Annotated in this window: 10 protein-coding genes; all 10 read right to left on the bottom strand. The window is 65.9% G+C overall.

Going from position 1 to position 12,542, the window contains the following annotated elements:
* Positions 1 to 2: 2 nt before the first annotated feature.
* Positions 3 to 209, bottom strand: coding sequence for a hypothetical protein (locus AC1DWU_RS16445; RefSeq protein WP_477151083.1), 207 nt, complete (start codon positions 207 to 209; stop codon positions 3 to 5).
* Positions 210 to 468: 259 nt separating this feature from the next.
* The gene (locus AC1DWU_RS16440) at positions 469 to 1,518 is read right to left on the bottom strand and encodes an alginate lyase family protein (protein WP_477151082.1); all 1,050 of its coding nucleotides are present in this window, start codon (positions 1,516 to 1,518) and stop codon (positions 469 to 471) included.
* Between the two features lies 1 nt (position 1,519).
* The gene (locus AC1DWU_RS16435) at positions 1,520 to 4,252 is read right to left on the bottom strand and encodes a tetratricopeptide repeat protein (RefSeq protein WP_477151081.1); all 2,733 of its coding nucleotides are present in this window, start codon (positions 4,250 to 4,252) and stop codon (positions 1,520 to 1,522) included.
* 20 nt (positions 4,253 to 4,272) lie between these two features.
* Positions 4,273 to 4,914 carry an alginate O-acetyltransferase AlgF gene (locus tag AC1DWU_RS16430; RefSeq protein ID WP_477151080.1) on the bottom strand — a complete coding sequence of 214 codons (642 nt, stop codon included), beginning with the start codon at positions 4,912 to 4,914 and terminating at the stop codon, positions 4,273 to 4,275.
* A gap of 15 nt (positions 4,915 to 4,929) precedes the next feature.
* Positions 4,930 to 6,252 (bottom strand): alginate O-acetyltransferase AlgX-related protein, encoded by a 1,323-nt coding sequence (locus AC1DWU_RS16425; RefSeq protein ID WP_477151079.1) that lies wholly within the window; start codon positions 6,250 to 6,252, stop codon positions 4,930 to 4,932.
* Complete coding sequence (locus tag AC1DWU_RS16420) at positions 6,249 to 7,052, bottom strand: SEL1-like repeat protein (RefSeq protein WP_477151078.1); 804 nt, start codon at positions 7,050 to 7,052, stop codon at positions 6,249 to 6,251. The genes AC1DWU_RS16425 and AC1DWU_RS16420 overlap by 4 nt, the downstream gene beginning before the upstream one ends.
* The gene (locus AC1DWU_RS16415; RefSeq protein ID WP_477151077.1) at positions 7,049 to 8,152 is read right to left on the bottom strand and encodes an alginate O-acetyltransferase AlgX-related protein; all 1,104 of its coding nucleotides are present in this window, start codon (positions 8,150 to 8,152) and stop codon (positions 7,049 to 7,051) included. The genes AC1DWU_RS16420 and AC1DWU_RS16415 overlap by 4 nt, the downstream gene beginning before the upstream one ends.
* 10 nt (positions 8,153 to 8,162) lie before the next feature.
* Positions 8,163 to 9,593, bottom strand: a complete 1,431-nt coding sequence (locus AC1DWU_RS16410) for an MBOAT family O-acyltransferase (protein WP_477151076.1) — start codon at positions 9,591 to 9,593, stop codon at positions 8,163 to 8,165.
* The gene (locus AC1DWU_RS16405; RefSeq protein WP_477151075.1) at positions 9,593 to 11,113 is read right to left on the bottom strand and encodes a right-handed parallel beta-helix repeat-containing protein; all 1,521 of its coding nucleotides are present in this window, start codon (positions 11,111 to 11,113) and stop codon (positions 9,593 to 9,595) included. The genes AC1DWU_RS16410 and AC1DWU_RS16405 overlap by 1 nt, the downstream gene beginning before the upstream one ends.
* Positions 11,106 to 12,542 (bottom strand): mannose-1-phosphate guanylyltransferase/mannose-6-phosphate isomerase, encoded by a 1,437-nt coding sequence (locus AC1DWU_RS16400; RefSeq protein ID WP_477151074.1) that lies wholly within the window; start codon positions 12,540 to 12,542, stop codon positions 11,106 to 11,108. Before AC1DWU_RS16400 ends, AC1DWU_RS16405 begins: the two co-directional genes overlap by 8 nt.

The raw sequence follows: 12,542 nt of genomic DNA, 5'->3' as shown, positions 1-12,542 counted from the left end.
TCTTAGTGATCGCCCGCCGTGACGGGCTTTTCGTCGGCGTCGACCAGTTTGGTCTCGACGTCGTGGTCGATGCCCCAGTCCAGCGCCTCGAGCTTCAAGGTCTCGAACAGCGCATCGGCGCTGACCCTGCGGCCATCAAGTTTAGCGAGGACAGATGAAAAACGCGCACCGAGATCAGACGGTGCATCAACAACTGTTGCAGGGACCACGGCCACACTTTCCACGAGCGAGCGACGAAGTCGGACGAGCCCCCGACTGTTCGGGCGCGGGCCTACTGCAGAATCCTTTAAGGAATGTCTCTTGGACAAAGTACAATTTCGCTTTCATTCGGAAAGCGCGCTGTGGGCCAAGCAACAGAGCTTTAAGCGCAGTTTTCTACCGCGCTCTAACGGTATCCACCTGAACCGGGAATGAAAAGCGCCGCCTGCCTCATATTGGGCAGGCGGCGCCTTCATTCGGACGGAAGGGTTAACTAGTTGATGCCGGGAGCTTTGCAACCCAATCGCCAAGGCGCGTCAGGTTGCCGCCGAGCTTGGCGTGAGCCAGCGGTCGCAGGTTTTCGACGAAGGCGTCGGTCGCCGCATCGGGGGCGTGACGCAGCAATGGCTCCACCCAGGCCAGCATGAACGGCTCCAGCGCCTGCTTGCCGGTCTGGAACGTCTGCTCCTTGCCGTTGATCTTCTGGACGATCGACGGATCCTCGATCGCCCTGAGGCTGAACGCGGCGATGGTGCTGAGCTTGCCGTCGCAGGCGGCATAGCCATCGTAGCCGGTGGCTTTCAGCAGGTCGGCGGTGACGATCAGCGGCGCGGTCGCGTGCAGTTGGTAGTTCAGTGCCTTGTCGGCCCGCCCCATCTCGAGCGGCAGGCTGCCATCCGGCGAGGCCTGGCAGGTCACCAGCTCGAAGCTGCCTTTGGCCCAGTCAAGCATCGCCTTGTCGCCGTTCAGCCGTCCGATCGCCGCCGCAGCCAGCCCCGCCCAGGCGCGCAGGTTCGCCTTCTTGGCATTGCGCGGTGCATCGTTGTCGAAGAACTGCTCCATCGAAGTGGCCACACCGGTGAGCCACGCGACCACGCGCTGCCGCTTGTCCGGGTCGAGGGGGCCGGCGGTCTCGGCCTGCAGCAGGGCGATTGCCAGCCCCGCGTAGCGGGCTCCGATCGCCAGCTTGACGTTCAGCGTCTCGAGTTCGGTCAGCGCCCCCGCGGCCGCCCACTGGTCGAGCCAGTCCAGCACGCATCCGGCTCGCGCCGTGTCACCGTCCATCAGCGCCGTGTTGGCCATCTTCATCAGCTCGCCGATGAACTTCTCAACCGGCTGCAGTGCGCGGTCGACTTCGGCGTTCGATGCCTCGTCGATATCCGAGCGGGTCTTGCTGTCATCGGTGTAGCGGCTGCCGAAGGTCAGGCTGACCACCGGGGCAGGGGCTACGGGGCAGGCAAAGGGCTTCTCCTCGGCGCGAGGAGCCGTCGCGCCGAGGAGAAGGGTCATCGCTGTCGCGATGCCGAAAGCAGTCCGCATCTCAGTTCTCCACCGCCATCGAGGCGAGCAGCCGCTGCGCCTCGGGGTTGCCGAGCCCCGCGGCATCCTTGAGCAGCACCGTCGCCTGCTGGATCGAAGGCTCGATGCCGATGCCCATGGCATAGGCCTTGGCCAGTTCGACCATCGCGATGGCATCGCCCGCTTCGGCTGCGCGCTTCAGCCAGGAACTGGCATCGCGCGCTTCGGCAACAGTCGTGCCGGTCGAGCGAAGATAGAGCGCCAGCTCGCGCATCGCCACCGCATCGCCCGACGCCGCCGCAGCAGCATAACGTGCCGACCAGTCGACCTCATCCATGACCGCGGTCTGGATCGCCGGCGGCGCCTTCAGCACCTTCTCGCGGATCTTGCCGAGGTCAGCCACCGGGGCATCGTCGATCATCCGCTTGAACATCGCCACTGCCTTGGTCGGCGCGAAGTCCTCGCTGTCCGGATCGGCATAGATCTTCACCAGCCGGCTCACCGCCGTGTCGTCGCCGAGCGCCACCGCCTGGTCGAACAGCTCGATCGCGGTCTTGGCCCGCTCCTCGCCGCCCATCGCCATGTAGCGGTCCGCGATCGCGGTGTGACGCCAGCCGTCCTCGCCGGCGAGCCGGAGGCTCACCTGCAGCCAGTGCTCGGTTTCGGCATCATCCGCCGTCGCGACGAACGCACCGGCCAGCTTGATGGTGTTCTCGAACGTGCAGTCGACAACGCTGGCCGCGCGATAGAGATAGTCGTGCCGCTGCGCCTCGTCGTTGGTGTTCGCAGCCGCAAAGATCAGCGCATCGGCATCGCCACGATCCTCGATCGCCTGGTGATACTGCTGGAGCAGTTGGGTGTCGCTGACGCCCTGCGCCTGCATGATCGGCAGCAGCCGCAGGATGGCGTCGCCCTGGCCCTGTTGGGCCGCCTCGGTCAGATAGCCGATTGCCTCCTTCTGCTTTTCCGCATCGTTGGGGAAATAGTCGAGCAGCACGGAGCCGAGATCGACCGCCGCCCGCGGCAGGCCATCGGCGCGCGCCTTCTTGAGCGCGGCGATTGTCTCCTCGATCACCGTCGGCGTTGGCGCCACGGTGAGCCGATGCCGCGCCAGCGCGTCAACGGTCGCCGGCACCGGGTCGATGCGCGACTGCCAGAACTCCAGCATCTCCGGCGAAGCGCCGTTGCGGCTCAGATAGTCGACGTAATAGGCGACGGAATTGGGCCGGCCATACAGCGCGTGCGTCTGCAGCTTGGCGAGCGCGATCGGATCGGCGGCAGGGTCGAGGGCACCGATTTCGTCGGAGTCCATGAACTCGGTCGAGTTGCCGGCCGCGTCTTCCGTACGCTGCCAGAAGCTGGCGAGGCGCATGTCGGCACCCTTCGGCGCACGGCAGAGATAGGCCTGTCGCAGATCGGTCATCGGGTCGATCTTGCCGGCGTAGGTCACGGCGAACCCGAGCAGCTCGGTTGCCCGTTCGAACACGCCGGGCTCGTCCCGGTGGCGCAGCAGGATGAATGCCAGTTCCTGCGCCGAATCCGCGTCTTCGAGCGTCACGCCCTTTTCGAGCAGAGCCTTTGCCTCGGCTTCACCGGCCCAGCGCCCCTTTTCCTTGAGCACGAGCTTGGCAAGCTTGGAGAACGCCCAGCCCGGCGGCTGCGGCATGCTGACGAGCTGCGTCAGCGTCGCCTTGAAGTCCTGGCGCTTCTCGGGAATCGCCTCTTCCGTTTCGAGCAGCGTCGCCAGCCGGAACAGCGCGTTGCGGCTCCCGAGCTTTGCCGCCTCGCGGTAGTATTTCTCGGCCTCGTTCAAATCCAGCGGCAGCAGCGCGCCGGCCTCGTAGAACTTGCCGATCTCCACCTGCGCCGCCGGCACGCCGCGATCCGAGGCGAGGTTCAGGTATTTCAGCAGCGTGTCGTTGTTCTTGACGATCAGCTCGCTCTCGAGATGGAGCTGCGCCACCTTCCAGGCCGCCCCGGCGTCGCCGAGATCGGCGGCCAGCCGCAGCCACTGCTCGGCGATATTGTGGTCCTGCTTGACCACCAGGCCCTTGGAATATTCGCGCGCAATGCGGCCGATGCGGTCGCAGATCTCGGGATCGAGCTTGCCGACCAGGGCGCCGAACGCCATGGTCACGGCGAGCTTGGGGTCGAGCTCCCAGCCCGGCACCTGCTGGCCCTCGATATTCATCGAGGCGAGGCGGAGCAGGGCGTCGGCATTGCCACCCATCGCGGCGCGCGTCAGGTAGCCGAGACCCTTGTCCTTGTCCTTCTTCACCACCAGCCCATCGAGATAGAGCGTCGAGAGCAGGTTGAGCGCCTTGGGCGCCAGGCTGTCGGCATTGGCTTCCAGCGCGGCGATAACGCCGGTGTCGCGCAACTGTGGCACCTTGCCAGCCTTGAGGTAGAGGTTGATCCGGTCGATCGAGACGTCCGGCACCTTTGGTGCCGGCATCTTGCCGACGATCCCCAGCATCTTGTCGACCAGTTCGAAATTGGCGATCGGGTTGAGGTCGCGCAGCCGCCGCGCGTCCTGCAGCACCAGATCCGGGTCGCCCTCCGGAACCGATACCCCGTCCCACGCCTGCCAGCGCGCGACCACGTCCGGGTCGGCCTTCTTGGCGATGCAGACCTCCTGCGCCGGAATCTCCGGCGGCAGGAATGTCACCTCGACAGGCGCGGCCAGAACGGGGCTCGCGAAGCTGACGCCGATGAGGAGGGCAGCGGCGGTGAGGCGTGAGACGGGTGTGGGCATATTTGCCTCCTGGTAGCGCCTTACTCGGCGCGGAAGAACGCGTTGTCGACGGCGGTGGCGGTGTAGCTGCCGTTCGAGCCAGTGAAGATGATCGACACGCCGCCGCGGCGCTTGAGATCGAGCGCGGCCACGGTGGCCACCGACTTGCCGTCGGCCTGCACTTCGAAATCGAGCGTCAACGGCGCCTTGAGCGCTACCGACTTGGTGGTGTCGCCCGCCACGCCCTCGATTGCCTTGGTCTTGGCGGTAGGGACGAACAGGTCGACGCTGGCGAGGTCGGAGAGGTTGTAGAAATAGACCGTCGCCTTGCTCGGATCCGACGCCGGCTGGTCCTGCAGCACCAGCGGCTCACCCTCTACACTCCAGGCGTAGGTGTAATAGGCGCCCGGCGAAGTAGTCACCGAACCCGACACGTCGCCGGCCGAAACCGGAATGTCGCCCGGCTGCACGTTCACATAGGCCGAGAGGCCCTCGGTGATGTTGTCGACCGTGGTGCCGTTGACCACCGCTACAGCGGCGCCGGGCACCAGCACGCGCACGAACGCCGAGTTCGGATCGACCGGCGCATCGTAGAGCCCGTCGTCCTGAGCGAAAGCCGCTGGGGCGGCGCTGAGCAGCATCAGGCTCGCGATGGCGATGAGTTTGGGGGTTGAGCGCAGCATTGTTGGCTCTCCTTCCTAGGTGTTGCAGAGGGATATCGCCGCCGTCTTCTCCGAGAGGCGATCGAACTGGATCGAGACCTTCGAGAGCTCGAGGCTGTCGAGGGATTCGAGCGGGATAAAGAACCGGCCGGTGGCCCGGAACCGGTCGCCGCGGTGGACCTCGCGGGTGAACGTGCGGCCGTCGGTGCTCTCGAAGTTCAGCACCACGTCGCGGCTGCCATTGTCGCCGGCATCGGCCAGCAGCACCTGGTTCGGCGCGATCGGCGTACCGGTGAGGTCGGCCTCGTAGAGGCCCTTGCTGCCATCGATCACGGGAGCGTTGCCGACCGGCTTGCAGTCGTTGCGCGCCGCCGCGATCAGCTCGGTGATCGAGCCGGTGCCGAACTGGGCGAGGTTGTTGTAGATCGGGTTTTCCCACACGAGGAACTTCGGCCGCTTGGCCTGGAACTCGCGCGAGGTGAGGTACGAGGTGACGGCGCCGAACTGGTTGCCGCCGGTGATCGCCATGTTGGCGACCGGCAGGCTCGAATACTGCGCGAGGAAGCCAGAGAAGTTCGGCACCAGGGCGTCCGAGAAGCTGGTGCCGACCAGCGCGATCTCGTCATTGGTCGCGCCTTCCTCGGTGCCACCGCTATCGCCGAAGATATCGACGCTGGCGTCCGCACTGGCGACTTCAACCGTCTCGTAGGCAGTGCTGATCACCGGGGGCAGGCTCAGCACGCAATAGGCCTGCAGTTCGCGGCGCATGCCCGAGACGGCGAGTTCAGCACCGGTCGCCTTGGTCTCGTAGGTCACCGGCGTCACATCGGCGTAGGCCGGCAGCTGCTTGATCAGCCCGCCGATCGTCTGCGCCGCCGTCTCCGCGCCCTTCGACGTCCAGTGGAAGTCCGACCGGAAGAAGGGCGGGTTTGTCCCGTCGGTGGTGCGCAGTGCTGACAGCAGGTCGACGGCGATCACGCCCTTGTCGTTGAGCCGCTTGACCTGGTCCTCGTAGACCGCCGTCGCGACGTCGAGGTTGAAGCCGAAGAGGTCGGCCTCCGCGGGGAGGAAGGTCGGCAGCGTCACGCTCTTGGTGGGGATCGGGACGTAGAGCATGGTCGTCCCGTGCGCCTTCAGCGCCTCGGCGAGCTTGCCCATCTGCGTCGTCGTATCCTCGGTGAACGGGTGCTGCATGCGCAGGTCGGCGAAGATGCGGAAGAAGAACCCGTCCTTGCCTTCCACCGCCGCCAGGGTCGGATTGTCTTCGAGATGCTTGCAGCCATAGGCCGAAGTCGCGAGCACCGGGCTCGCCGACAGCGTCGCAGCAAGTGCTGCGCCCACGAGCAGGGTCTTGTTCATTGTACTGTCTCCGTCGAGGCGGTGAGCTGGGGTTCGAGAGTGCGGAGCAGGTTCTCCGCCATGGTCCGGATGTTGAGGGTGTCCGACGCGGCGGCGATCTTCAGGTAGCCCTTGGCCTGTTCGATCTCGGCCGGCTCCGGGACGCCCGCGAGCAGCGCGAAGGCGAGATCGAGCGCCGCCTTGCTGTCGCCGCCCTCGGCGGAGGCAACCAGCAGTTCGTCGGCCCGCGCGGCGTTCGGCCCGAACGGCTTGCCGGCGCGGTACATCGCGATCAGCCCGTCGCGGGCCACCGGATCACCCTTGGCGGTCAGCTTCTCGAGCAACTTCTGCGACTCGGCCAGGTTCTTCGGCTGGTCGTCGAGAACGCCGGCATTGAGCAACCGGATCAGCGGCCGCACGGCGGACGTGCGCCCATTCTCAGCCGCGCGCCGGTAGTACCGAGCTGCCGCGTCGAGCGTCGCCGGGTCGTTGTCGGCCTCGATGCGCTTGGCGAGGTTCATCTGCGCCAGATCGTCACCGGAATCCGCCAGCCGCTGCAATTCCTTGAAGCTGACTTCCTTGCCGGCAATCATCCGGTTACGGATCAGCTTCAGCGGATCAACGGCCTTCGGCGTCTTGGCGTTCTTCTGCTTGATCGGACCACCGAAGATCGACGCCTTGAAGTCCAGCATCACGGGGCCGTTGTGCTCGGAGTCGCTGGCGAGCGACGGCATCACCCGCTGGAACGCCGCCGAGGGGCCGACAGTGCCGGCGAGTATCAGGGCGCCAAGTGCCAATGTTGAAACGAGGTGTCGGGTCATTTCTCCGCCTCCTCGTTCCAGAGCTTGGTCTGGCCGAGGTAGCGCACGGGGAACTCCCAGATCACGACTTCGGGCGGCGCATCGCGCAGCGTTTCGCTCTTGAGGAACGCCCGCATGGGCGCCACCGGACCCTTGCCCTCTTCGGCGAGGTTCAGCACGTCCGAGCCGAGCGAGACCTTCAGGCTCTCGCCGAAGCTCCACTGCGGATTGGCGCTGTAGCTGGTGCCTGTCAGGACGAACGGAATGGAGGAGGGTCCGAAGATGTCGGTTGACGAGGCTGCAGGGGGCGCAGTGGCCTCGCGGGGCACGACAGTCTCCGGACCCAGACCGACGAGAGGTGCCAACCCGCCGGTAACGATGAATTTCGAGAGGTCGCCTTCGCGCGGCACTGGCGCTGCGTCGGCGATGGTGTAATCGGTGTCGCGCTTGCCCAGCGCCGTGCCCACCGCGTCCGCCACCACCTCGGCGCCAAGCGGCGTCCAGTGCGTGTCGGTGGTGAGGAACAACTGGCCCTTGGCCTTCGCTTCGAGCAGCGGCGCGCGCGTCTCGATGTTCTTGATCCCCGCTTTGTCGAGCACGGTGCGGAAGTCTTCGTACAGCCGCTCGAGATCACCGGGGATCGCCGCGTAGCTCACGTGCTCGCGGTAGATGTCGGCCTTGGCGGGCAGGGGCACCACCACCAGCTCGATACCCTTTGCCGCCAGCTGATCGCGCACCGCCACGACGCCGGCCGCGGCTTCAGCCAGGTTCGGCGTCCGCTTCAGCGTCGCCTCGAACTCTTCCTTCGAGAACAACCAGCCATCGTCGCCGACCACCACGCCCGGACGCCCCTCGCGGAACGCCAGGTAGCGCGCAGCCCCCATCGCATCGATCGAGGGTAGCCGGTGCGGCATGATCTTCTTGTAGTAGGTGTCGATCTGGATGGCGGCTTCGCCGTTCAGATACTCGGCCGCCGACTTCGGCATCTCAGCGATGTCGCGACCGAGCCCGGTGACGAACTCGTAGTTGGCGACCACCGCATAGCCGAGGAACAGCACCGGCAGGGCGAAGGCGGGGGCGGCGGACGCGAGGCTCTTGGCGCTCAGAGTGATAGCGGGCATCGATGCCTCCTCAGAACTGGAAGTAGAGGAACGGGGAGTAGGTCTGCTCGGCGAGGCGCATCAGGCAGAAGATCGCCAGCGCGCTGAGGGCTCCGGCCTTCACGAGGCTCGTGGCCGCCGCCGTTGCCGTCCCGTCGGCGTTGACTGTGATCTGCGGCTCCCACAGGTGCCGCATCCGCGGCTCGGCAATGGTGATGGCGATTGCGATGGCGAGCATGGTCATCGCCTCGCGGCTGACCATCCAGGCCACTTCCGGCCGGATGCCGATGCCGTTGAAGCCGAACATGCCGGCATACATCTGGAACGCCTGGCCGACATCGGGAGCGCGGAACATCACCCAGCCGAGCACCACCGCAACGAAGCAGAGCGGCAGGCTCCACCAGTAGTTCTGCGCGGTCTTGTCGTAGCCGGTGAGCCGCTCGACGACGAGGATGCCGCCGTGCCACACGCCCCACAGGATGAAGGTGAACGCGGCGCCATGCCACAACCCGCCCAGCAGCATCACCAGGAACAGGTTCACATAGGTGCGAACGGTGCCCTTACGATTGCCGCCCAGCGAGATGTAGAGGTAGGTGCGCAGCCACGTGCTGAGCGAGATGTGCCAGCGCCGCCAGAACTCAGTGATCGAGCGGCTGATATAGGGCATGTTGAAGTTCTCGGCGAAACGGAAGCCGATCATCAGCGCCAGCCCGATCGCCATCGCCGAGTAGCCGGCGAAGTCGAAATAGAGCTGCATCGAGTAGGCGATGGCGCCCAGCCAGGATTCGGCCATGGTCGGGTTGGGGGCCGAGAACATGGCGTCGGCGAGCGGCGCCACCGGGTCGGCGATCAGCACCTTCATCGACAGGCCAATCAGGAACCGCTGCCAGCCGGCGTTGAACAGTTCCCAGCTGTGCTCACGGTGCTCGAACTGCGGCGCCAGATCCTTGTAGCGCAGGATCGGACCGGCCACGAGCTGCGGGAACAGCGCGAGGAACGCCGCGAAATCGATGATGTTGCGCGAGACCTTGGCGTCGCCCCGATAGACGTCGACCAGGTAGCTGATCGAGTGGAAGACGTAGAACGAGATGCCGATCGGCAGCAGCAGCTGCCAGTGGATCCCGAGCGCGTCCGGGGTGGTGCCCCACAGCTCGGCAAAGCTGTCGACGAAGAAGTTCAGGTACTTGAACACCCCGAGCACCAGCAGGTGCCCGGTGACCCCGACGGCCACGAACAGCTTGGCGCGCGGCGTGCCCTGATACTTCTCGACCAGCAGTGAGAACACATAAGCCCACAGCGTGTTGGCGCACAGCAGCACCAGGAAGTCGAAGCGCCACCAGCCATAGAACAGGTAGGATTCGATCAGTAGCGTGATGTTCCGGTACTTGACCGGCGTTAGGTAGTACGCCGCGAGGAAGATCGGCAGGAACAGGAACAGGAACGTCTCTGACGAGAAGACCATCAGGCATCTCCCTCGAAGGTACAGCTGGTGGGGCGCAGGGCGCCGGTTGGGGTAAGCTTGGCGCCGGCCTTGAGCTGCAGGCCGTCGATGATCGTCGGCGTGCTGTCGGTAGCGCTGAGGTTGAAGAAGCGGTCGGTGAACTGCACCAGCTCGCCATCGAGCAGGCGCGGGGCCTGTCCGGTGAAGTCGTTCATCGCGAAGGCCAGCCGCGCCGTGGTCGAGCCCTTAATGCCGACGCGGTTGCCGTCGAGCTGGTTCGAGGCGATCTCGATCACTCCGTAATCGGGCTGATGCGTCACGCTGATCCCGGCATTGCCGTTGTCGATCAGCCGGTTGGCGCTGACCTTGAGACCGGCGCTGTCGCGCACCGCGAGGCCCGATTGAGCGTTCTGCAGCAACAGGTTGCCGGCAACATCGATGCAGTCGGCCGAGGCCACGGAGACACCGGAGCGCTTGCTGCCGGCGATCAGGTTGCCCTCGATCGTGAGGTTGGCGGCGCCCGCATCGGCAAAGATGCCGTTGAGCCCTGCGTCGATGACGATGTTGCCCGAGAGCTCAACCGTGTTCGCCCCGCCGGTGACCTTGATCCCGTGCGCTGCCGATCCGGCTAGCACCACGTTGCCTCGCGCCGCGATATCCTTGCCGCCGCTCAGCAGCAGCGCCGGACCGCTCGAAGCGCCGAAGACGTTGCCGTCGACGATCGCTTCGTCCGCATCGACCAGCGCCAGCGAGCCGACGTCGTCGAACCGGCTGTCGCGTACGATGGACGGCGACGGCTTGGCGTAGAACCCACCCTCGAGAATGGTCACCCCGGTCAGCGGCGGGAACAGCCCGTAGCCGAGATCGGCAAACGTCATCCGCTCCAGCCGTGCGCTGCCCGAGAGGGCGACCACGACGAACGGGTTGAAATCCTTGAGGCGCGGGTTGGGCTCGCCAGTGCTGGCGATCCCCGCGGCATCACCGATCAAGTTGCCTGAGGCAAGGAGGAAAGCGCCGGTGGAGCGGTCGAGCAGCAGCGTCTCGCCTGGCTGCAGCGACAGCGTTGCGCCGTTCCACACCGCGATCGGCAGATGCGCGACATAACCGGCATCGGTCTTGTCGATGAGCCCAGTGAGCTTGGCCGCGGTAACCGCCTCATAGAGCTGTGCAAGGCTGGTGACGCCAGCCTCGACCAGCAGCACTTCAGGCTTCGCCTGCGCCTGGCGCAGCGCCACGTGGTAGTTGGCACCGGCCTGCAGGGCCAGCTGGCTCAGCACCAGGTCGATCGATACGACGCTGACCTTCACCCCGCCGAGCGCCAACTCCTCGGCCGGCTTCGTCTCGGCAGCCGTGTAGCTGAAACCGAGAGGCGCGGCCGCCGACTGGAGGTCGGAGGCCGGACGGCCGGCCTCGACCATCGCCGCAAGTGCGGCGACGGTCTTTTCATAGGCGAGGGTCCGCGCGTAGTCGGCCCCCGAGGCGGCCCAAGGGAGCGAGCATGCCGCGGCGGCAAGACCTGCGCAGACCCACGCCTTACGCATGTTCGCGGCTCCCATCGGCCACCGCTGCAAGTTCGAGCAGCGGGGTAAGGTGCGTCAGGGGACCGTCCACATGGCAGGCGACCTCGATGACCTGCATCGGGCCTGTGCCGTCATTGATCACTTCGGCGGTCTGCTCAGGGCCGATCTCGAAGGTCGCGCCAGCGCGGATCTCGCGGCGGCGGCTGCCCATGTGCAGCATCCCGCCACCCGAGGCGACGACCATCAGCCGCCGGAACTCCGAGCCGCTCTCCACCGGCAGCGTCGAGCCGGGGTTCACGGTGAGGTGCCGGAGCATGTAGCCGGCGCCCGAAGCGAGCTTGCCCTGCTTGCCCCAATCGGTGGCGCCGAACGAGTGGTCTTCGGCCTCGCGGCGGTTCTGCGCCTTGAGCTGCTCGACGATCTTCTTGACGTCCTGCGACTGGTCGCGGGTCGTCACCAGCAGCGCATCGTGCGTATCGACGACGACGAGATTGTCGACGCCGACCACCGCGACCAGGCGATCCGACCCACGCACATAGCTGTCGCGGGAGTTGACCATCATCACGTCGCCGCTGACGACATTGTTGTCGTCCGACTTCTTGCCGATGGTGTGGAACGCAGCCCAGGCGCCCACGTCGTCCCATTCGACATCGGCCGGAGCCAAGGCCACGGTCTTCGATTTCTCGAATACCGCGCGTTCGGTGGGAAGGCTCTCGGCCGAGCCGAAGCTCGCTTCCTCGAGCACCAGGGCGCCGTCTTCGTTCACCGCATTGGCGAGCGAAGCGCTGACCGCACCGAAGGTCACCGGATCGAACCGGCGATACTCTTCGATCACCGTGTCGGCCCGCATCAGCGAGATGCCCGAGGCCCAGTAGGCGAGCCCGGTCTCGATCAGCGACTGCGCCGTCTGCGCATTCGGCTTCTCGATAAACTTCTCGGCCCGATGCACGCCGCGGTAGTTGGAGAACTCGCCGCCATCGATGATGTAGCCGTAGCCTGTTTCGTTGTAGCGCGGCTTGATGCCGAAGGTGACGATCAGTCCGTCCGAGGCGGCCTTATGCGACTCCCGGATGCGGGAGTTCAGGTCGCCGTCGATCACGTGGTCCGACGGGCAGATCAGCATCACCGCGTCAGGATCGGTGCGAGCGATCAGCAGCGCCGCTGAGAGCACTGCCGGCCCGGTATTGCGCGCCACCGGCTCGGCGATGATCCGGGCGTTGCGCTGCACATCGCGAAGCTGGCGACGGACAGTGCCCAGGTGCCCGACGGCGACCGACACCACGGGATCGTGGAACAGTTCGCCCCGGTGCCGCTGAACGGTGGTCTGGAAGAAGGTGATCGAGCCCTCATGGTCGATCGGCTGGAACTGCTTCGGCTGCTGGCTGCGGGACAACGGCCAAAGCCGCGTGCCCACGCCCCCGCAAAGAATGACTGGATGGATGGCGTTCAT

The organism is Devosia sp. P2_G7 (genome assembly GCF_056403495.1).
Note: the sequence above shows the minus strand (reverse complement) of the source record. Positions and strands in the feature narration are given on the sequence as shown.